At 61.7% G+C, this 18,634-nt stretch carries 23 protein-coding genes and 1 tRNA gene; 13 read left to right on the top strand and 11 right to left on the bottom strand.

Features of this window, described 5'->3' with window-relative positions; translation table 11 throughout:
- Positions 1–136 precede the first annotated feature (136 nt).
- A complete protein-coding gene (gene sufT / locus QQL64_RS13425) occupies positions 137–694 on the bottom strand; it encodes a putative Fe-S cluster assembly protein SufT (protein WP_284400605.1) in 558 nt (185 codons plus the stop codon).
- A gap of 213 nt (positions 695–907) precedes the next feature.
- On the opposite strand from sufT, the gene QQL64_RS13430 reads away from it, so the two are divergent.
- On the top strand, positions 908–1,351 hold the full coding sequence (locus QQL64_RS13430) for a hypothetical protein (RefSeq protein ID WP_284400606.1): 444 nt from the start codon (positions 908–910) through the stop codon (positions 1,349–1,351).
- Here the strand turns inward: QQL64_RS13430 and QQL64_RS13435 are convergent.
- Both QQL64_RS13435 and QQL64_RS13440 read right to left on the bottom strand, forming a co-directional pair.
- Complete coding sequence (locus tag QQL64_RS13435; RefSeq protein ID WP_284400607.1) at positions 1,348–2,823, bottom strand: NAD(P)(+) transhydrogenase (Re/Si-specific) subunit beta; 1,476 nt, start codon at positions 2,821–2,823, stop codon at positions 1,348–1,350. The two genes, QQL64_RS13430 and QQL64_RS13435, sit on opposite strands and share 4 nt — an antisense overlap.
- On the bottom strand, positions 2,823–3,131 hold the full coding sequence (locus tag QQL64_RS13440; protein WP_284400608.1) for an NAD(P) transhydrogenase subunit alpha part 2: 309 nt from the start codon (positions 3,129–3,131) through the stop codon (positions 2,823–2,825). The genes QQL64_RS13435 and QQL64_RS13440 overlap by 1 nt, the downstream gene beginning before the upstream one ends.
- 138 nt (positions 3,132–3,269) lie before the next feature.
- Here QQL64_RS13440 and QQL64_RS13445 point away from each other — a divergent pair, with 138 nt between their 5' ends.
- From QQL64_RS13445 to QQL64_RS13455, 3 genes are read left to right on the top strand one after another with little or no spacing between them, the layout of a single operon-like run.
- Positions 3,270–3,857 carry an RNA polymerase sigma factor gene (locus QQL64_RS13445; RefSeq protein ID WP_284400609.1) on the top strand — a complete coding sequence of 196 codons (588 nt, stop codon included), beginning with the start codon at positions 3,270–3,272 and terminating at the stop codon, positions 3,855–3,857.
- Positions 3,854–4,243: a hypothetical protein gene (locus tag QQL64_RS13450; protein WP_284400610.1), complete on the top strand. Its 390-nt coding sequence runs from the start codon at positions 3,854–3,856 to the stop codon at positions 4,241–4,243. The genes QQL64_RS13445 and QQL64_RS13450 overlap by 4 nt, the downstream gene beginning before the upstream one ends.
- A 3-nt stretch (positions 4,244–4,246) precedes the next feature.
- A complete protein-coding gene (locus QQL64_RS13455) occupies positions 4,247–4,765 on the top strand; it encodes a DUF3106 domain-containing protein (RefSeq protein ID WP_284400611.1) in 519 nt (172 codons plus the stop codon).
- 42 nt (positions 4,766–4,807) lie between these two features.
- On the opposite strand, the gene QQL64_RS13460 is transcribed toward QQL64_RS13455, so the two are convergent.
- Positions 4,808–5,908 (bottom strand): NAD(P) transhydrogenase subunit alpha, encoded by a 1,101-nt coding sequence (locus QQL64_RS13460; protein ID WP_284400612.1) that lies wholly within the window; start codon positions 5,906–5,908, stop codon positions 4,808–4,810.
- A gap of 111 nt (positions 5,909–6,019) precedes the next feature.
- On the opposite strand from QQL64_RS13460, the gene QQL64_RS13465 reads away from it, so the two are divergent.
- The 3 genes from QQL64_RS13465 to QQL64_RS13475 are packed head-to-tail and all read left to right on the top strand — an operon-like array spanning position 6,020 to position 8,127.
- Positions 6,020–6,589, top strand: a complete 570-nt coding sequence (locus QQL64_RS13465; RefSeq protein ID WP_284400613.1) for a nitroreductase family protein — start codon at positions 6,020–6,022, stop codon at positions 6,587–6,589.
- 4 nt (positions 6,590–6,593) lie between these two features.
- On the top strand, positions 6,594–7,511 hold the full coding sequence (locus QQL64_RS13470) for a 5'-3' exonuclease (RefSeq protein ID WP_284400614.1): 918 nt from the start codon (positions 6,594–6,596) through the stop codon (positions 7,509–7,511).
- A 49-nt stretch (positions 7,512–7,560) separates the two neighbouring features.
- On the top strand, positions 7,561–8,127 hold the full coding sequence (locus QQL64_RS13475; protein ID WP_284400615.1) for an NUDIX hydrolase: 567 nt from the start codon (positions 7,561–7,563) through the stop codon (positions 8,125–8,127).
- A 22-nt stretch (positions 8,128–8,149) separates the two neighbouring features.
- On the opposite strand, the gene QQL64_RS13480 is transcribed toward QQL64_RS13475, so the two are convergent.
- The 7 genes from QQL64_RS13480 to rsmD form a co-directional block, all read right to left on the bottom strand.
- On the bottom strand, positions 8,150–9,199 hold the full coding sequence (locus QQL64_RS13480; RefSeq protein ID WP_284400616.1) for a TMEM43 family protein: 1,050 nt from the start codon (positions 9,197–9,199) through the stop codon (positions 8,150–8,152).
- A gap of 20 nt (positions 9,200–9,219) precedes the next feature.
- The gene (locus tag QQL64_RS13485; protein ID WP_284400618.1) at positions 9,220–10,071 is read right to left on the bottom strand and encodes an MBL fold metallo-hydrolase; all 852 of its coding nucleotides are present in this window, start codon (positions 10,069–10,071) and stop codon (positions 9,220–9,222) included.
- A gap of 45 nt (positions 10,072–10,116) precedes the next feature.
- Complete coding sequence (ggt, locus tag QQL64_RS13490; RefSeq protein WP_284400619.1) at positions 10,117–11,832, bottom strand: gamma-glutamyltransferase; 1,716 nt, start codon at positions 11,830–11,832, stop codon at positions 10,117–10,119.
- Entirely contained in the window at positions 11,829–12,083 is a 255-nt protein-coding gene (locus QQL64_RS13495; protein ID WP_284400621.1) for a YfhL family 4Fe-4S dicluster ferredoxin, read from the bottom strand. The genes ggt and QQL64_RS13495 overlap by 4 nt, the downstream gene beginning before the upstream one ends.
- Before the next feature lie 93 nt (positions 12,084–12,176).
- Positions 12,177–12,680 carry a hypothetical protein gene (locus QQL64_RS13500; RefSeq protein WP_284400622.1) on the bottom strand — a complete coding sequence of 168 codons (504 nt, stop codon included), beginning with the start codon at positions 12,678–12,680 and terminating at the stop codon, positions 12,177–12,179.
- Positions 12,673–13,209, bottom strand: a complete 537-nt coding sequence (gene coaD / locus QQL64_RS13505) for a pantetheine-phosphate adenylyltransferase (protein ID WP_284400624.1) — start codon at positions 13,207–13,209, stop codon at positions 12,673–12,675. Before coaD ends, QQL64_RS13500 begins: the two co-directional genes overlap by 8 nt.
- Before the next feature lie 44 nt (positions 13,210–13,253).
- Positions 13,254–13,811, bottom strand: coding sequence for a 16S rRNA (guanine(966)-N(2))-methyltransferase RsmD (gene rsmD / locus QQL64_RS13510; RefSeq protein WP_284400626.1), 558 nt, complete (start codon positions 13,809–13,811; stop codon positions 13,254–13,256).
- A gap of 74 nt (positions 13,812–13,885) precedes the next feature.
- Between rsmD and ftsY the strand changes: the two genes are divergently transcribed.
- The 6 genes from ftsY (at position 13,886) to QQL64_RS13540 (ending at position 18,618) form a co-directional block, all read left to right on the top strand.
- Positions 13,886–14,956 carry a signal recognition particle-docking protein FtsY gene (gene ftsY, locus QQL64_RS13515; protein ID WP_284402186.1) on the top strand — a complete coding sequence of 357 codons (1,071 nt, stop codon included), beginning with the start codon at positions 13,886–13,888 and terminating at the stop codon, positions 14,954–14,956.
- Positions 14,957–16,045, top strand: coding sequence for an AsmA family protein (locus QQL64_RS13520; RefSeq protein ID WP_284400628.1), 1,089 nt, complete (start codon positions 14,957–14,959; stop codon positions 16,043–16,045). It begins immediately after the preceding gene.
- The gene (mutY, locus tag QQL64_RS13525) at positions 16,042–17,091 is read left to right on the top strand and encodes an A/G-specific adenine glycosylase (protein WP_284400630.1); all 1,050 of its coding nucleotides are present in this window, start codon (positions 16,042–16,044) and stop codon (positions 17,089–17,091) included. The genes QQL64_RS13520 and mutY overlap by 4 nt, the downstream gene beginning before the upstream one ends.
- 26 nt (positions 17,092–17,117) lie before the next feature.
- The gene (locus QQL64_RS13530) at positions 17,118–17,396 is read left to right on the top strand and encodes an oxidative damage protection protein (protein WP_284400632.1); all 279 of its coding nucleotides are present in this window, start codon (positions 17,118–17,120) and stop codon (positions 17,394–17,396) included.
- A gap of 70 nt (positions 17,397–17,466) precedes the next feature.
- A tRNA-Phe gene (locus QQL64_RS13535) sits at positions 17,467–17,542 on the top strand.
- 602 nt (positions 17,543–18,144) lie between these two features.
- Positions 18,145–18,618 (top strand): hypothetical protein, encoded by a 474-nt coding sequence (locus tag QQL64_RS13540; RefSeq protein ID WP_284400633.1) that lies wholly within the window; start codon positions 18,145–18,147, stop codon positions 18,616–18,618.
- Positions 18,619–18,634 lie beyond the last annotated feature (16 nt).

An 18,634-nucleotide genomic window follows, 5' to 3' on the forward strand; every position in this document is an offset into this window, starting at 1 on the left:
GCCACCTGCTTGGCGTTGACCAAGTAGATGTCGAGTGTGGTAAATCGAAATTTGGCGTACACAACCACGAGCCGTGCAAACGGACTTACTTACGCTGCCGCGTAGCACACGTTGTGATGGACTCCATCCGAGGCACTCAAAGCATCCCGGTTTCGAGCTTCGCCGCATCCGACATCATCGAATGATTCCACGGCGGATCGAACACCAGATCCACATCCGCTTCGACCACGGTGGGAATCAATTCCAGCTTGGTGCGTGCATCGTCGATAAGCACATCGCCCATGCCGCAGCCCGGCGCTGTCAGCGTCATCTTTATGTAGACCTTGCGCTGCTCGGGCGCGGTGGTCTCCAGGCTCACGTCGTAGACCAACCCCAGCTCGACCACGTTGATCGGAATTTCCGGATCGAACACGGTTCGCAACTGCTGCCACACCAACTTCTCCACGTCGGAGTCGGTGGCGTCGGCAGACAGTTCCAGCGGCGGTGGCGGCTCCTTGCCCAAAGCATCGGCGTCGTTGCCAGCGATGCGGAACAGGTTGCCTTCCACATACACCGTGAAACTGCCGCCAAGCGCCTGGGTGATGTAGCCGACCTGGCCGGCCGGCAAGGTCACACTCTCGCCCTGAGGCACCATGACCGCGCCGCAGTCTCGCGCCAGAGTGAAAGGTTCGCTGCTAAGACTGAAACCGCTCATGCCATCTCGTTGCTCGTCATGGAAAGCCGTCCGACGGCTTACCCGGCCCTCTATTATGCCGGTCGCCAGTGGGGCCTGTCCTAAAGATCAGGCTGAAACTGCCCAATCTCAAGGGATACCGGGCAGAGAAATCTCACGCGCCACGCTAATATGGCTGCTTTGCCCAGCAGGACATCGCGTGACCGTGTTCCGATCCATCGGCAATTGCCAACCATGATTGTGCGCCGAGTGCTTGGCGAGTGTTTCGCGCTGTTCTGTGCGGTGATGCTGGGGCTGGCGGCTGGCGCAGTCTGGCTGGTGCCCACGGTATTTTTGCGCCATTCGCTGCCCTGGCTAGTCTTGCCTATCGGCTGGTTGCTTGCCGTGGCTATCCGTCAATGGGTGCATGGCGGCAAATGGAATGCCGTCCTGCTGGCATCCGTGGCCACCGTGGTGGCCTGCGCCTATCTTCAAGTACTGACGGTAGCGACCGACCTTTCCGCCATGATGGGCTATGGATTGATCGATGCCATGCGCGCTGCAGGCTCCTCGATGCTGTGGGACTTGGCCCGCCTTGGTGTGGGTCCGCGTGATATCGCCTGGTGCGTCGCTGGCGTGATCGTCGCTGCCGTCACGGCCGCGCGTGACAAGGCACGCGCAACCTCTCCGGCGAACTAACCGTCTACCGCCTTCAGTTCGGAAACGAGCTGGCCCGCGGCAGCCTGACCGTCGCCGTAGAGCATGCGCGCGTTGTCCGCATAGAACAGCGCATTCTCGATGCCAGCGAAACCGGTGCCCTTGCCGCGCTTGACCACGATCACCTGCCTGGCATCGGCGACATCGAGAATCGGCATGCCGTAGATCGGTGACGAAGGGTCGGTCTTGGCCAGCGGATTGACCACGTCGTTGGCGCCGATCACCAGCGCCACATCGGTGGCCGGGAATTCGGGATTGATATCTTCCATGTCCACGATCAGGTCGTAGGGCACGCCGGCTTCGGCTAGCAGCACATTCATGTGACCGGGCATGCGGCCTGCCACGGGATGGATGGCGAACTTCACCTTCACCCCACGCGCCAGCAGCAATTGCGCGAATTCCCACACCTTGTGCTGTGCCTGCGCTACGGCCATACCGTAGCCGGGAACGATCACCACACGCTCGGCGTAAGCCATCATCACGGCAGCATCGGCGGCATCGATCGGCTTTTGGCTGCCGCCGATCTCCTGCGCGGCCGCACCGGACGCTGCGCCAAAATTGCCGAACAACACATTACCGATCGAACGGTTCATCGCCTTCGCCATCAGCTGTGTCAGCAGCGTACCGGCCGCGCCAACCACCATGCCGGCGATGATCATGGCTTCGTTGTGCAGCACATAGCCTTCGAACGCCACCGCCAGGCCGGTGAATGCGTTGTAGAGCGAAATCACTACCGGCATATCGGCACCGCCGATAGGCAAGGTCATCAGTAGACCGAACAACAGCGCGAGCGCAAAGAACGCTCCGATCAAGGCGAGGCTTACATGCCCCGTCGCCAGCATCAGACCGATCACCACGGCAGCTGCCAGTACCAGCAGATTCACCACGCGCTGCCCGGGAAACACGAAACGCCGGTCCAGCCACCCCTGCAGCTTGGCGAAGGCGATCAGCGAACCGGAAAAGCTCACCGAGCCGATCAGCGCACCCAACACACCCAGCGCCAGCGCTACTGGGCTCAGCGGAGCCACCGCCACTGCCGCATGCAGCGGCGACCAACTTTCCGGCATCAAAGGAAAGGTATGGGGCGCCACGACCCCGTCCAGAGTCGCAAAATCACCTGCATGGCCGATCAACTCACTGGCGCCGATGGCTGCCGCAGCGCCACCACCCATGCCGTTGTACAGCGCGACCATTTGCGGCATGGCCGTCATCGCCACTCGGCGGCCGGACCACCAGGCCGCGGCCACGCCGATCAGCACCGCAGCGATAATCAGCCCGCGATTCGCCATATCGGGCAGCAACAGGGTGGCCACCACCGCCAGCAACATGCCGAAGCCGGCCCAGACGATGCCGCCGCGGGCCGTGCGCGGCGAACTCATGCGCTTCAGACCAAGGATGAACAGCAGAGCGGCGAGGAAATAGCTGGCGTCGATCAAAGTCTGCGGCCAGGCCATCACTTGGCCTCCCCGCTGCCCTTCCCGGGCTTGCTGGACTTAAACATTTCCAGCATCCGTTCCGTGACCACGTAGCCACCGGCGGCGTTGCCGGCCCCCAGCAGCACGCCCAGGAAACCTATCGCCATCTCGAACGGGGTGCGGGCATGGCCTAGCGCAATCATGGCTCCAACCAGCACAATGCCGTGTATAAAGTTTGAACCTGACATCAACGGTGTGTGCAGGATGACAGGCACCCGCGCAATGATCTCGTAACCCGTGAATGCGGCCAGCATAAAGACGTAGAGCGCCAGGAACCCGTCGAGCATGTGTTTCCCTCGCCAATCAGTGGTATCCACCGCATCATACGGTCCCGGGTCAACCCGCGCGAGCCTGGGGCGTTAATGGCAAGAGTCGAACAGATGGAGCCCCGGGATGCTCGCCCTGACGATTCGGAAAACGGCGCCATGAACAGCGTCTCGGCGGTGTTTGAGGCGGAACTTCTGGTCCAGGACGGTCGGGCGGTGCCTGCCACGCTGGATGCCTTCCTGGCGAGCATGGAGCGTCGGGCTTTCCGTATGGCCGAGTTGCATCTCGGCAATCGTGAAGACGCCCTCGACGCCGTGCAGGACGCCATGCTTCGTCTGGTCAAGCATTACCGCGACAAGCCCGCGGGAGAATGGACGCCGCTGTTTTGGGGCATCCTGCGCCGCCGCATCGTGGATCTGCAGCGCCGGCGCAAGGTGCGCTCCATCGTGGTCGGCTGGCTCGGCGGCGGTCACGACGACGATGGCGACGAATTACCCGTATGGGAACCGGCCGATACCGGCCCGGACCCGCTGGAAAAATTGCACGGTGAGCAATCCTATGCCGACATGGCAGCCGCCGTGAAGCAACTACCGCAGCGCCAGCGCGAAGCGTTCATGCTGCGGGTGTTGGAAGGCCTGGATGTAGCAGAAACCGCCCAGGTGATGGGCTGCTCGGAAGGCAGCGTAAAAACACATCTTTCGCGCGCCATGCAACACCTGCGAGAGAAATTGGAGGAGTGGCGATGAACTCGTCCGACAAGCAATTCGAAAAGCGCGCTCGCGCGCTCTATCAAGAAGCCGCCCAGCGCGTGGATCCGGTCACTGCCGGACGCCTGCGCGCTGCGCGCCGTACCGCATTGCAGGCTGCCACTACGCATGCCTCGGCGCATCGCCGTACTCGCGTGCTTTTGCCGGTAGGCGCGTTGGCCGCCATGGCTCTGGCCGCATTGATGATCTGGCAGCCGGCACCGCGATCGCACACCGACGCCAACCAGCAAGCCGCTACGGCCACTGCCGCCGAACCGGACAACGAACTGCCGCCGGGCGCCGATAGCGCCGATCCGGGTCTGTACCAGAACCTCGATTTCTACAGCTGGCTGGCTGCCAATAACAGCAGCCAGACCAAACACTGATCCATGCTGCCACGATCGTTTCGCCTGCCCTCGCTATTCGCTCTTCTCTTCGGCCTGATGGCTGCGACGCCGTCGTATGCGCAGAACTTTCCCACGCAGCATCCGTGGAACACGCTTAGTCCGGCCCAGCGCAATATGTTGTCGCCGCTGCAATCGCAGTGGGACTCCTTCCCGCCGCGCCGGCAAGAGCACATGCTCGAGCGCGCTCAGCAGTGGTTGACGTTGCCGCCGGGGCGACAGCAGGAAATCCGCGATCGCATTGCACGCTGGCAGCAGATGACACCGGAACAACGTCAGCAGGCGCGCGAAAACCAGCATCTTTACGACACGCTGCCGCCCGCAAAACAGCAGCAATTGCATGACGCCTTCCAGCGCTTTCAGCAGCTTCCGCCAGCACAGCGCGATGCACTGCGTCGGCAATGGCAGACGCAGTCGCCGGAACAGAGGCAGCAGTGGCTACGGCATCTGGGCCCGAATTCCACGCTACCCGGCAAGCATGCGTTCGGTATGCCGGGTCGCTGACGTGTGATCCGGCCCGATGCCACGCTAGGCACCGTCATTCTCTTATGCCTTGAACAACACCTCGCCATGGCGAGTGACGCAACTCTTGGCGACTAGTTCATCATTGAAATCGGGTTGCAGCGCGCCGTCGCGAATCAGCAACTCCACAAAATTGTAGATATTGCGCGCATACATTTCCGACGCATGCAGCGGTGCGCCGGAGGCCAGGTTCAGCGGGCCCAGGATCACTACGCCACCGTGATCGACGCGCTCGCCCGGCCGAGTCAACTCGCAATTGCCGCCGCTGTCTGCGGCTAGATCCACGATCAACGCCGCGGGCTTCATGCCTTCCACCATGGCCGTGCTAATGATTTTCGGCGCGGCACGGCCAGGTACTGCGGCGGTGGTCACTACAGCGTCGAACACTTTCAGATGCTCGGCCAGGGCGTGCTGTTGCGCCGCACGCTCCTCGGCGGTGAGTTCGCGCGCATAACCGCCGCTGCCTGCAGCGCTCACGCCGAGATCCAGAAATTTCGCACCCAGCGACTCCACCTGCTCGCGCGTTTCCGGGCGCACGTCGTAGCCTTCGATCTGCGCACCAAGACGACGTGCCGTTGCGATGGCCTGCAAACCCGCCACGCCGGCGCCGATCACCAACACACGCGAAGGGCGAATGGTGCCCGCGGCCGTGGTCAGCATGGGGAAAAATTTCGGTGAGCTCTCGGCAGCGATCAGCATGGCGCGATAACCCGCCACAGCGGCTTGTGAGCTCAGCACGTCCATCGCCTGGGCGCGTGTGGTACGCGGCAACATTTCCAGCGAAAAGGTAGTCAATTTGTGCTGCGCGAGAGTCGCGATGCGTTCCGCCGCGCCATGCGGACGCAGCTGGCCGACCACGATGCTTCCTTCGCGTAAGCGGCCAAGCACGGCGTCATCCGGCGGCAACACGCAGGCCAACAGATCGGCTTGAGCCAGCACTTGCGCCGCGTCGGCGAACTCGACGTCGGCATAGCCCGCATCCGGAAAACCCGCCGCGTTGCCTGCACCGCGCTCCAGTAGCACGCGCAAACCCTTGCCGCGCAGTTTCTTCGCCACTTCCGGCGTGATCGCCATACGCCGCTCACCAGCGGCGGTTTCGCGCAATGCGGACACGGTGATTGACATCGGCCATCCCCAACGGAGTTGTTCTCACATCCTAGCCGATGCCTACCCCGGGTTGAACGGATCGGCCAGCCACGGTTGTAGGATAAGCGTTTCCCCCGGTGCAACATTCCCATGTCCGACGCGCTTTCGCTGCTTCAACAACGCCATTCCGCACCCTCGCGCCAGCTCGGCGAACCTGCTCCGGATGCAGTTGGCTTGCGTGCGCTGCTCGAAGCGGCGATTCGCGTACCCGACCACGGCAAACTGGTGCCCTTCCGGCTGATCGAACTGCGTGGGCATGCCAAGCTGAAGTTCGGCGCACAGCTGGCCGAGCGCGCCATCCGGCGCGACCCGGACCTGCCCGAGTCCAAGCGCGAAAAAGAACGATTGCGCTACACCTTCGCACCGCTGGTGATGGTGGTGGTGGCCCGTCTCCAGGCCGATAGCGGCATTCCGGACATCGAACAAAAACTCTGCGCGGGCAACGTGGCCTACAACATCCTGCTTGGTGCGTATGCCCTCGGCTTCGGTGCGCAGTGGCTTACCGGCTGGGCGGCTTACGATCCGGAGGTTGCAGCCTTGCTGGGACTGGCGAAGAACGAATGCGTGATCGGCTTCGTGCACATCGGCACGCCGATCGCAGATATCCCCGATCGCGACCGCCCGGCTCTCGACGATCTGCTAAGCGAGTGGAAGGCCTAATCGCGTGCCTGTCTCCCGCCGCCCAACCGCTCATTTGATCGATGGCAGCCTGTATGTATTTCGGGCCTGGCATTCGATGCCGGACGAGTTCCACGATGCGGACGGTCATCCGGTCAATGCGGTGCACGGCTATACACGCTTCCTGTGCGAACTGCTGGAACGCGAACGCCCCACGCATCTCGCGGTGGCGTTCGATGCATCGCTCACCACTTCGTTCCGTAACGCGATCTATCCGGCATACAAAGCCAATCGCGAATTGCCGCCGCCCGATCTGGAGCGGCAATTCGTGCAATGTCGCGCGATCACCGAAGCGCTCGGCATCTGCATGCTGATCGATCATAGTTACGAAGCCGACGATTTGATCGGTAGCACGCTGTGGGGACTGCGCGAACATGGCTTCCGCAGTGTGATCGTTTCGGCAGACAAGGATTTTGGCCAGCTGCTTGGTGAGCACGACGAGCAGTGGGACTTTGCTCGCAATCTGCGCTGGGGACCGGCCGGCGTGTTCGAACGGTTGGGCGTGCATCCCCAGCAGGTCGCGGATTATCTCGCGCTATGCGGCGACGCCGTGGACAACATCCCGGGCGTACCGGGCATCGGCGCCAAGACCGCAGCCGCATTGCTGGCACACTTCGGCAACTTGGACGAATTGCTGGAACGCGTGGATGAAGTTGCATTTCTGCGCCTGCGAGGCGCTGCCAGTTGTGCGGCGAAGCTTCGCGAGCACGGCGAATCCGCGCGACTGTATCGCCGACTTACGCGTATCGCGCTCGACGCACCTATCGAAGCCGGCACCGATGTGCTTTTACGTCGTCGCGGCATGGACAGCCTTGAACCACTGTGCGAACAGCTTCGCTTCGGTCCGCTGACACGCAACCGTTTGCGTGCGCTCAACAGCACGGAAAATGGCGCAGCGGATTGAGCAAGCAGGTCAGCGCATAAGCCCCTCTTCAACCAGGCGACATATCCTGATGAATCAAACGGACCGCATTCCCAACGACGCCAACGCATCGCCTGAAACACTCTACGAGGGACGCTGGCTCAGCTTGCGCCGCCGCGGTCGCTGGGAATATGCCGAGCGTAACAATCCAGGCGGAGCGGTCATCATCCTTGCCGTCACGCCGGAAGATAAGGTGTTGTTCGTGGAGCAATACCGGGTCGCCGTGCAACAGTTCACCATTGAGATGCCGGCGGGCTTGGTCGGCGACTTGGCCGGTAGTCAAAACGAAAGTGTCCTGCTCGCCGCACAACGCGAACTGGAAGAAGAGACCGGGTATCGCTGCGCCAGCGTGAGCTTCGTGCACGAAGGACCTTCGTCATCCGGCATGAGCAGCGAAATCATTGCCTTCGTGCGCGCGCACGATTTAGTCAAGGTCAGCGACGGCGGCGGCGATGAGAGCGAGAACATCGTGGTGCACGAAGTGCCTCGACAGCAGGCCGGCGCGTGGCTGCTCACCCGCGCGGCCGACGGTTATTCGATCGATCCGAAGCTATTTGCGGGACTGTGGTTTATCGAACACGCCGAAACGTTCGGCTGAATCCGGCTCTATATCAACGCGTTCAACGTGCTCGTAACGCGCGCACACGCCACACTGTCAACGCGGCGCCAACGAGCGCCAAGCCGAACCATCCCGCCGCTGGCACCCTGTCGTTACCGAGCCAAAGCACCGCATCCACCGCACCGATCACCAACACCGCAATGGAGGGCGCCAGGACCGGATCGATGGTCTTGTAGTACCAGCGCACAAGAAGCGCGGCACCTAGCGTGCCCAATAGCGCGAAGAAAATGCGACGCAGCCATAGATAGTCGGGCGGCAAAGGCAGATCGGGAAAAATATCAGACAGCGGAACATCGCCGGGCTGCACGGCGAAGCCTACGCCGTCCGCCGCATCGCTGGCCGGTATCAGCTTGTTGCCGTCGACTTTCGCCACGATGGTGACTGTCTGGACCGGCACTGCTTCCCAGCTAACGCGCAGATCCCCGGGTTGCGGGTTGGAAGGCACGGCGCTGGTGACGAGATGATCGTCATACAGGCTGAAACTGGCCGCAAGATTGCTGGGTAGATTGCGCAGATCCGGCGAGACCGGCTGGCTTCCCGTCAACCCATGCACCAATGCGGGAGAGAGCATGAAATCATTCAAGCGCACTAGCCCGGCGTCGAACTGAGCATCGTCGATAGGGAATTTGCCTACCGGGTTGACGTGGCCTTCGGCTCGTTCGAAATGACTGGAATCGACGGGATGATCTTCCCAATCCAGCTCGTAGGAGGCTGGGCCACCGTACCGAACCTCGTGCCACTGGAACATCTGCACGCGCCGAATCAGTACGGGCTGATCGGCTTGCTGGTTGAACTGCGGGTCCAGCGGCGCTTCCACTACTTGCAGGGGCCCGACCACACGCACCATGTAGCCTTGTTCGTCGGCATCCGGGCGACCGTTGCTGCCAAGGTCCAGTACATCGCCGCCGTGCCTTTCCATTTGAGCGCGGTAGTCGATCTGTCCTTTTTCGGTGACTGCGGCCAGACCTACGCCGATGAGAAGAATCACCGCACCCAGTGCAGGCAATAGCAGTTCACGGACTGAGATGGGTGGCTTCCCCTCGCCGCTCATCGAACCTCCAGATGGATGCTTCAGATTGTGGTGCCGCGCAACTCGGCTTGTTCGTCGGACGTACCATAGCGCCCGCGCTCGTCGCGTGTCACGCGGGCGACCGCGCAAGCATGGTCGTGGGTAAAGAACAGCCGCACGTTGCGCGCCAGCTTGTCCTCCAGAAAGCTGCGCTTTTCTTCGATCAACGCTTCCGGAAAGCGGTCATAGCCCATGGTGATGGGCAGGTGCACCCAATGCCGGCCCGGAATCAGGTCGGCGCAAAAAACTACGCCGGCACATTCCGCCAGCATCAGCCCGGGCGTGTGACCTTCCGAAAAATGGAAGCGTACCGCCTGCCCCAGGGCCTGCGAGTACTCGCCAGCCACCAGCTCCAACCGCCCGCTCTGCAGCAATAGCTGCTGGAGCTCCGGAATGAAAGAAGCACGATCGCGCGGATGCGGTTTCATCGCGCGCTGCCAGTGGAGGGCGCCGACCAGGAACTTCGCATGCGGGAACAACAACTGCGGCGTCTTGCCTTCTTCCCAGGCCGCGAGCAGCCCGCCCGCATGGTCGAAATGCAGGTGCGAAAGCACTACGACATCGATGTCCTCATGCGAAACGCCGGCGGCGGCAAGCGAGTCGAGCAGCACGTGGTGGCTTTCCACGATGCCATAGCGTTCGCGCAGCGAAGGTTCGAAGAAGGCGCCGATGCCGGTTTCGAACAGCACATTGCGGCCGTCGAGATCCTTCACCAACAAGCAGCGACAGGCCAACGGGATGCGGTTGAGTTCGTCCGGAGCAATCCAGCGCGACCACATCGCTTTGGGCGCGTTACCGAACATCGCGCCGCCATCCAGTTTCTGCGAATTACCGTTGATCGACCACAACTGCATGAGCTAATTCCTGGGACGGCCTATATGCCTCAAACGGACAAAGACTTACTGCACCTTACCCAAGCCATCCGGCCGACGCGGATCGCTCGCGGCATCGAGCTTGTTGGTGCGGCGATCCCAGATCACCACATTCATGAAACCCCACGAGTCCCGGGTTTTTAGCGTGTAACCCATACGCGTCAGCGCGTCGCTGGTTGCAGGATCGAAGGCGCCAGCTTCCACCGTGACCACATCCGGCATGTACTGATGATGGAAGCGCTTGTGCGCCGCTACCTGATGCGCGTCGCCGCCATCGATGAAAGCGAGAATGCCTTCCAGTACCTGCGTAATGATGGTGGAACCACCGGGCGAACCGATCACCGCGGTGCGGTCCGGACCGATCACGAGGCTCGGCGACATCGACGACAACATGCGCTTGCCGGGCTCCGGTGCGTTGGCCTTGCTGCCGAGCAGGCCATACACATTCGGCTTGTTCGGCACCAGCGCGAAGTCGTCCATCTCATCGTTGAGCAACACGCCCGTGCCCTGGGCGACGAACGTGGAGCCGAGCACATAGTTCACGGTGGAGGTGATCGCCACCATGTTGCCATCGGCATCGATGATGGAGAAATGCGTGGTGTGCATGCCAGGATCCTGGCCGCTCGACGGCGCCAACATGGATGACGGCGTGGCTTTGTCCGGCAGGATGGTTTGGCGCAAGCCGTCGGCGTAATACGGCGACAGCAGCATGTCCAGCGGCATCTTCACGAAATCCGGATCGCCCAGATAATCGTTGTGATCGCGAAACGCGCGGCGCATCGACTCAATCACCAGATGCGTGCGTTGCACCTGATCCAACTTGCTCATGTCGAAGCCGGACAGGATGTTGAGGATCTCGGCGATAGCCACGCCACCGGACGATGGCGGCGGCGCCGTGATGATCTTGTAGCCGCGATAGTCGACGGTGATCGGCGCGCGTTCCCTTACGCGATACGACGACAGATCCTTCAAGGTCCAGTTGCCGCCCGCTGCGCGTACAGCGTCGACCAACTTTTGTGCAGTTTCGCCGCTGTAGAAACCGGAATCACCGTATTGGGCGAGCAGCTCCAGCGTGTGCGCCTGCTCGGGATCGCGCCAGATGTCGCCCGCTATCGGTGCGTTGCCATTCGTAAGGAACTTGGCGGCAGATGCGGGCCAGCGCTGGATATTCTCCCGTTCTTCCTGGATGGATCCAATCAGACGGCTATCCGGTTTGAATCCATCCCTCGCCGTGCGTATGGCCGGAGCCAGCGACACTGTCAGCGGCAACTTGCCGTAATGCTTGGCCAGCCACACCAGACCGGCCGGCTCACCTGGAATGCCTGCCGACAGCGGGCCTTTCAGCGCCGTATCGCGATTGGGCGTGCCATCGGGATTGAGATAGTCCTTGGGATTGATCGCGGCCGGTGCCGTTTCGCGCGCATCGACGAATACATCGCGATGTCCGGAAGCAACGTACATGGTGGCCATGAAACCGCCGCCGATGCCCGAGCTCTCCGGCTCCACCACCGATAGCGTGGACGCCACTGCAATGGCTGCGTCAAAAGCATTGCCGCCCTTGGATAAAACTTCGAAACCGGCTTCCGTCGCCAGCGCATTGGCACTGGCGATGCCCGCATGGCCGGGTCGCTGCGCGAGCTGCGCCTCATGTGTGGATGGTGTCGGATTGTCGGCGGCGAATGCCCCGCTCGTCCCCAATAAAAAACCTAATAACAGCACATCCCAACGCGGCGCAAACCTCATCCCTTGATCTCCATCAAATGCGTGTATTTGTCTTCGAGTTGTTCGCGCGTTTCGGTATGCGCGGGATCGACGATGATGCATTCCACCGGACACACGATCACGCACTGCGGCTCGTCGTAGTGACCGATGCATTCGGTGCACAACGCGGGATCGATGATGTAGTACTCCTCGCCGAGCGAAATCGCCTTGTTAGGACAGGCCGGTTCGCAGACGTCACAGTTGACGCAGGTATCGAGGATCTTGAGGGACATGCCGGATAAGTCTACACGGGCCGGCGCTTATTGTGCGAAGCAACAAGACACGGCATCTCCCTCCCCCGGACGGGAGAGGGAGATGAATGCGGTTTACATCTGGGCGAAACGGATCGTCGCGTTGGTCGGCTGCAGCACGGCGTCCACACGCTGCTCGTCGGCCTTGTCGCCAATGAACAGCACGATCACGCCCTTGAAGGAACCGGCCTTGGCATCCTTGAAGGCGGTGGTGATCAGATCAGCCGTCTTGCCCGAATCCGGGCCACCGAACACCAGCATGTTGCCGGGCAGAACGCCACGGGCAACGGTGTCCTGCACGTCGCTCAGCTGGCGATCGCGAGCGTCCTTGATGGCGTCGGTGTCACCGGCCGGCACCATGTAGGCATAGGGCTGGCTGGCGGACATGCCCTGCATATTGCCCTGCACGATCTGACCGAGATAAGCGCCCCAGGCCTTGGTGTCGTTCGGGTCGGCCGGTTTGGTGAGCTTCTGTACCTGCTGGGCAACCTGCGGCTGGTTGTCGCTGTTATTGCACGCGGACAGGGCCAGGCAACTGGTCAACGCAAAAGCGGTGGCGATGAGAGTGAGTTTACGCATAGTTGTCCCCTTCGGTTTCAGGTTGCTTTTTATGCCAGCGCTGCCGCATGGCTTGTTGGACCGCGGGATGCACGAAACCGGAAATGTCGCCACCAAGGCGACCGATCTCGCGTACCAGCGAGGAAGAAATGAAGCTGTACTGCTCCGCCGGCGTCAAGAATAGCGTTTCAGCCGTGGGAATGAGATGACGATTCATGCTCGCCAACTGGAATTCGTATTCGAAATCCGACACGGCGCGCAAGCCGCGGATGATCACGCCGGCGCCGATGTCGCTGACGAAGTCGGCCAGCAGACAATCGAAGCCGCGCACTTCCACATTCGGCAAATCCGCCAGCGCCAGGCGCGCCAGAGAAATGCGTTCCTGCAGGGTGAAACCCGGACCTTTGCCCTTGTTCTGACTTTCCGCCACCGCTACGACGATGCGTTCGAACAGCGGTGCTGCGCGGGCCACGAGATCCGCATGGCCGTTGGTAATCGGGTCGAAGGTACCCGGGTAGACGGCAAGGCGTGTATTGACCGACTTTTTCACGAAAACGGGATTCGCGGAGGAAAGCATAAGCTTAACGGAATGGGCTAGGTCCGGCGATAGAGTGCGTAACGCACCTCGCCAGCGTGTCCCTCGCGGTGCAGCACCCAGTTCGGCGGTAGATCGGGTGTCAGGTCGCGCGGCGATTCGACGTAGATCTGCGCGGACGGAGCGAGCCAACCGCCCCGCTCAAGCTGCTGCGCCAACGACGTCCACAGCTGCAGAGCGAACGGCGGATCGAGGAAAACCAACCCGACCGGCTGCGGCGCGCGCTGCAGAAAGCGCGCAGCATCCGTACACGCCACTTCTCCGCCATGGGCCTTCAGCCTCGCCAGATTGCCGCGTAAGGCCTCTGCCGACGCAGCCTCCGGCTCCACGAACCGGACTCCCGCTGCACCGCGCGAAAGTGCCTCGATACCCAGCGCACCTGTACCCGCACACAGATCCAGCGCCTGCACCCCGGCGATGGTCGGCGCCAGCCAGTTGAACAAGGTCTCGCGCACGCGCTCGGGCGTAGGCCGCAATCCCGGGAGATCGGGCACATTCAATCGGGAGTTGCGTAAGTGGCCGCCGATGATGCGGATACGCCCGGACGCAGCCTTCATGGGCCCGCGCCCTCAGCGGACAGTACGGATCGGAGTGATAGCATGCCGCCTATTGTCTTTGAATCATGTCCCCCATGCTCAAGTTCTGGAAGAAGAAGCCCGCCGACAACGGTGCCGGGGAAAACGAGGATGCCGCGGACCAGGCGCCAGCTAATGTCGCAGCGCCCGAAGCACCCGCGGTTCCTGATATCACCCCGACCATCGTTGAAGAAACCGCCGAACCATCCACCCGGCGCAGCTGGCGCGAGCGCCTTTCGGGCAGCACCTTCGCGCGCGGGCTCTCCACGCTGTTCTCGCGTCATCCCAAGTTGGACGACAGTCTGCTGGATGAACTGGAAACCACGCTGATCACCGCCGACGTCGGCATCGAGGCCAGCACTTCGCTGGTAGAAAACCTGCGCAGGCGCATGCACAAGCGCGACTTCGCCGACGCCGACGCGTTGCTGCGGGCCTTGCGGCAAGAATTGGTGACGCTGCTCAAACCCGTGCAGCATTCGCTGGATATCAGCGGACACAAGCCCTTCGTGGTGCTTATCGTGGGCATCAACGGTGCCGGCAAGACCACGACCATCGGCAAGCTTGCCCGCAAGTGGCGCGACGAAGACAAGCAGGTGCTGCTGGCCGCCGGCGACACCTTCCGCGCCGCCGCGGTGGAGCAACTCAAGACGTGGGGCGAGCGCAACCAAGTGCCGGTGATCTCACAGGGCCAGGATGCCGACGCCGCCAGCGTGATTTTCGACGCCCTGCAAGCTGCGCATTCACGCAACGCCGACGTACTGATTGCCGACACTGCCGGCCGCCTGCACACGCAAGGGGGCCTGATGGACGAGCTCGGCAAGATTGCGCGTGTGCTCAAGAAGCTCGATACCGATGCGCCACACGAAGTGCTGATGGTCATCGACGGCACCACCGGCCAGAACGCAGTGAGCCAGGTGCGCCAGTTCCGCCAGATCGTCGGCGTCACCGGCCTGGTTGTCACCAAACTCGACGGCACCGCCAAAGGCGGCGTGGTGTTTGCGCTGGCGCGCGAGTTCGGCTTGCCTATTCGTTTCGTCGGCCTGGGCGAAACCGCCACGGATTTGCGCGTATTCGACGCGGAGGCCTATGTCGATGGGTTGCTTCCTGCCGATTTCACTCGCGCCTAAATGACTCTGCCGCGCCCGCTGCGATTGCTGCTGATTGTTTGCGCCAGCGTGCTAGGTGGCATCGTGCTCACCGTGCTGGTGGCGCTCTATCTGCTGCTGCAGCCGGACCGCTTTACGGCGATGCTGCAAGAGCAGGCCAACACCGCCGGATTGCAGCTCACGCTCTCCAGCCCGGCCAGCCCCACGCTCTTCCCTCGGCCAGCACTGCAGCTGGTAGGCATCACGCTGATTGCACGCGACACCGGTTCAGGCGCCGCGAACATGCCTATCCTGCTGGCCGCTAACGGCCGTCTGGTGTTGCCATGGCGCACTCTGTTCGGCGGCCCGATCGTGATCTCGCGCATGCAGATCGATTCGCCGCGTGTCGATCTGGATGCGCTTCAAGCATGGCTGCTAAACCTGCCGCCGCAATTGACCACCGTACCGGATCAGATTCCAAGCATCGCTACCGGCATACGCATCCGTAACGGCAGCGTGGTGGAAAACAATAGCCAGTGGTTAAGCGACGTTTCGCTCGACACCGGCAGGCTCATTCCCAAGCAGCCTTTCTGGATCAACCTGTCGGCCAAGAAAACCGACGGCACGCCCTTACAATGGCAATTGTCCAGCGTGCCCAGCATTGCACATGGTGCATTGGCCCTCGACAACATCACCGTGTATGCGTCAGATAGCGGCGCCACGGTATTGCACCTGACCGGCAACGCACGCTGGACCGGTGCCACCCATGCATCGATGCAATTGCAGGGCAAATTCTATGAAGCGAACGAAGGCAATTACGACGCTACCGTTCTGCTTACTGCGACCGGCCCCAATAATCCGCTACTGCTGCATCTGAAGCTGCTCGGCAAAAACAACCACGTCGATCTCGAGCTGCCTACGCTCGAATTGGCACAATGGTGGAACCAGTTGACCAACCCGCTGGGACCCAAGATATCCGCACCGCCCGGCAACGGGCAGGTCGATATGGCCACGCTTGATATCGGCAAGATTCATATCGAAGGTCTGAGCATGCAAACCGGTAATGCCGTGCCTGCCCATACCGAAAGTGTTGCGCCTCCCGCCAAATCTGACGCCCCGCATCCACAGTGACGCCATTCGCCGCTGCCCTGCTCGCCTGGTTCAACCGTCACGGTCGTCACGATCTGCCGTGGCAGCATCCTCGCGATGCATACCGCGTGTGGTTGTCGGAGATCATGCTGCAACAGACGCAGGTCGCCACGGTCATCCCCTACTTTCAACGCTTCGTAGAGCGATTACCTGCGCTGCGCGATCTCGCCGCCGCCGATGAAGACACCGTGCTGGCGCTGTGGTCCGGACTTGGCTACTACCGGCGCGCACGCTTTCTACATCGTGCCGCGCAGTTGTGCGTGGAACTGCACAACGGCGAATTGCCGCACGATTTAGACGCACTTACGGCACTACCGGGCATTGGCCGTTCCACCGCAGGCGCCATTCTCGCCCAGGCTTATGGACTGCGCTTTCCGATCCTCGACGGCAACGTGAAGCGTGTATTGACGCGCTATCACGGTATCGCTGGTCATCCGGGCGAAAGTGCCGTGGAAAAGCAGCTTTGGCAGCGCGCCGAAGCGCACACGCCCGCCGAGCGCACCGCTGATTACACGCAGGCGATCATGGATCTCGGCGCCACGGTATGCGTGCGCACTCGTCCGCTATGCGACGCCTGCCCGATGCGCGGCGACTGCGTAGCCCATCGAGAAAATCTCACCGCACAACTCCCCACGCCGAAGCCGGCCAAAGCTATCCCCACCCGCAGCACGGTCATGCTGATTCTGCGTGACACCGATGGCCGCGTGCTCTTGCAGCGACGTGTTGCGCAGGGCGTGTGGTCCGGTCTGTGGAGCCTGCCGGAAGCCGACGACATCGACAATGCATGGCGTGAGGCGCAACAACGCGCGCGGATCGACGATGCCCAATCGCTCACACCTTTTGTGCATGTCTTCAGCCACTACCGATTGCAGATCCAGCCCCTGCTATTCGACGGCGCAGCACCCCTGCACGCAATCGCCGATAATGCCGACCTACGCTGGTGCGCCATAGCGGACCTGCCGACGCTCGGTCTGCCTGCGCCGGTAAAGTCCCTCCTACTGGCGCTGCCGGAACCCACCGAGCTGTAACGTCTAAAACTCAAAGAGAAATACTGATGAGCCGTACGATTCATTGCGCCAAACTCGGCATCGACGCCGAAGGTCTGGACTTCGCCCCCTGGCCCGGCCCCCTTGGTCAGCGCATCTATGCCGAAATCTCCAAGCCCGCATGGCAGCAATGGCTGGCCCACCAGACCATGCTGATCAACGAATACCGCCTTAACCCCCTGGACCCCAAATCCCGCCAGTTTCTGGGCGGCGAAATGGAGAAATTCCTGTTCGGTGGCGACGTAAAACAGCCTGAAGGCTACGTGGCCCCGGGCACCGAGTCTTGACGCAAAGCCGACCATCCGATTTAATGTGCGGCTCCACGCAACACCGATGGCCCTCGCGGCTGTCCACCCTGGCCGGGTAGCTCAGTTGGTAGAGCAGGGGATTGAAAATCCCCGTGTCGGCGGTTCGATTCCGTCCCCGGCCACCATTTGTTTCAAGCGATTTGGCTCACTTTCGATGGTGAGCCATTTTTGTATGCGGCACCCGCGTGCTCCCTTTTCCCGCTCATCCGGACGAACTGATCTTCGGGCTGATATCAAGTATGTGTGCGGATGGCTATTCGCAGCATGCTGATGCGCATCGCTCACAAAACCACTCTCGCGGAATACATTGCAGATCCATTCTTGCCAGTGCAGCGCCTGATGAGAAACCCGGCACTCGCGACACGCCGGTCTAGCTCGGGATGCGGGCCGAAATAGGACGGGCCACGGTCCGTCGAGAAAAATCCGCACCATCGAAGCCAAGCATTCTGCCGCCCATCAGAAGCGAGCATGGCTATCGCGGTCCGAGCTTACCGGCAACGCTTGCTGAGGAGCACGACGAGAAACGCATACGCTTGTCACGATCCAAACAAGCCTTTTGGGAAAATACATACCCGTCCAGATTTCACGCGCCCGTCACGGCGCCAGCGTGGCGCTGAACCGAATTGCGGTCGGCGCTAGCGCGCCTACGCTTTCTTCTGGCGCCCGGTGATAGATTTCGACGTACAAGCGGGCGCCGCTGCCTGCCATTCACCCAAGAGGTATATCTATGCTGCACATCAGGTCTCGTCGTGCCGTGTTCACCGCGCTTTTGACGATCGGCTTATCCGGCGTGGTCAATGCAGCCACACCTCCCTCTACTGGCCTGGGCCAAGCGTGGCCCAATGCCACCGACGTAAGCACCAGCCCGAATTACCACGCTTACGTCTTTGTGCTCGGCGGTATTCAATACATCCAGATCAACGATCTCAACGGCAATGTCCTAGGCAGCGTCGGTACGACCGGCGGTCAATTCATCACGTTGCCTATCGGCAAATTTGCGCAGCTCGTCTCCACGCCGCAGCAGCCCGCGGCCACGACAAGCAACGCCGCTCCGACCACTTCGCCCACTACCGTCTACAACGATGGCACCACCACGGTAACTGCGACGCCGATGAGCGATGGCACCACGCAACTCAGTGCCCAACTTGCGGCGACCTGCAACGGCGCCGACCCAGCCGGATGCGGAACGCACGGTTCCTGAGTGAAACAAGGCGCTT

Source organism: Dyella lipolytica, assembly GCF_030160075.1.
GTDB lineage: Bacteria > Pseudomonadota > Gammaproteobacteria > Xanthomonadales > Rhodanobacteraceae > Dyella_B > Dyella_B lipolytica.

Bases quoted from the DNA above. Each gene is read 5' to 3' on its own strand.
- ggt (WP_284400619.1), bottom strand. From the start codon at position 11,832: ATGAGGTTTGCGCCGCGTTGGGATGTGCTGTTATTAGGTTTTTTATTG.
- QQL64_RS13540 (WP_284400633.1), top strand. From the start codon at position 18,145: ATGCTGCACATCAGGTCTCGTCGTGCCGTGTTCACCGCGCTTTTGACG.
- QQL64_RS13440 (WP_284400608.1), bottom strand. From the start codon at position 3,131: ATGCTCGACGGGTTCCTGGCGCTCTACGTCTTTATGCTGGCCGCATTC.
- QQL64_RS13435 (WP_284400607.1), bottom strand. From the start codon at position 2,823: ATGGCCTGGCCGCAGACTTTGATCGACGCCAGCTATTTCCTCGCCGCT.
- sufT (WP_284400605.1), bottom strand. From the start codon at position 694: ATGAGCGGTTTCAGTCTTAGCAGCGAACCTTTCACTCTGGCGCGAGAC.
- rsmD (WP_284400626.1), bottom strand. From the start codon at position 13,811: ATGAAGGCTGCGTCCGGGCGTATCCGCATCATCGGCGGCCACTTACGC.
- QQL64_RS13495 (WP_284400621.1), bottom strand. From the start codon at position 12,083: ATGTCCCTCAAGATCCTCGATACCTGCGTCAACTGTGACGTCTGCGAA.
- QQL64_RS13450 (WP_284400610.1), top strand. From the start codon at position 3,854: ATGAACTCGTCCGACAAGCAATTCGAAAAGCGCGCTCGCGCGCTCTAT.
- QQL64_RS13460 (WP_284400612.1), bottom strand. From the start codon at position 5,908: ATGTCAATCACCGTGTCCGCATTGCGCGAAACCGCCGCTGGTGAGCGG.
- QQL64_RS13445 (WP_284400609.1), top strand. From the start codon at position 3,270: ATGAACAGCGTCTCGGCGGTGTTTGAGGCGGAACTTCTGGTCCAGGAC.
- QQL64_RS13485 (WP_284400618.1), bottom strand. From the start codon at position 10,071: ATGCAGTTGTGGTCGATCAACGGTAATTCGCAGAAACTGGATGGCGGC.
- QQL64_RS13430 (WP_284400606.1), top strand. From the start codon at position 908: ATGATTGTGCGCCGAGTGCTTGGCGAGTGTTTCGCGCTGTTCTGTGCG.
- QQL64_RS13455 (WP_284400611.1), top strand. From the start codon at position 4,247: ATGCTGCCACGATCGTTTCGCCTGCCCTCGCTATTCGCTCTTCTCTTC.
- QQL64_RS13520 (WP_284400628.1), top strand. From the start codon at position 14,957: ATGACTCTGCCGCGCCCGCTGCGATTGCTGCTGATTGTTTGCGCCAGC.
- QQL64_RS13500 (WP_284400622.1), bottom strand. From the start codon at position 12,680: ATGCGTAAACTCACTCTCATCGCCACCGCTTTTGCGTTGACCAGTTGC.
- ftsY (WP_284402186.1), top strand. From the start codon at position 13,886: ATGCTCAAGTTCTGGAAGAAGAAGCCCGCCGACAACGGTGCCGGGGAA.
- QQL64_RS13480 (WP_284400616.1), bottom strand. From the start codon at position 9,199: ATGAGCGGCGAGGGGAAGCCACCCATCTCAGTCCGTGAACTGCTATTG.
- QQL64_RS13530 (WP_284400632.1), top strand. From the start codon at position 17,118: ATGAGCCGTACGATTCATTGCGCCAAACTCGGCATCGACGCCGAAGGT.
- QQL64_RS13475 (WP_284400615.1), top strand. From the start codon at position 7,561: ATGAATCAAACGGACCGCATTCCCAACGACGCCAACGCATCGCCTGAA.
- QQL64_RS13465 (WP_284400613.1), top strand. From the start codon at position 6,020: ATGTCCGACGCGCTTTCGCTGCTTCAACAACGCCATTCCGCACCCTCG.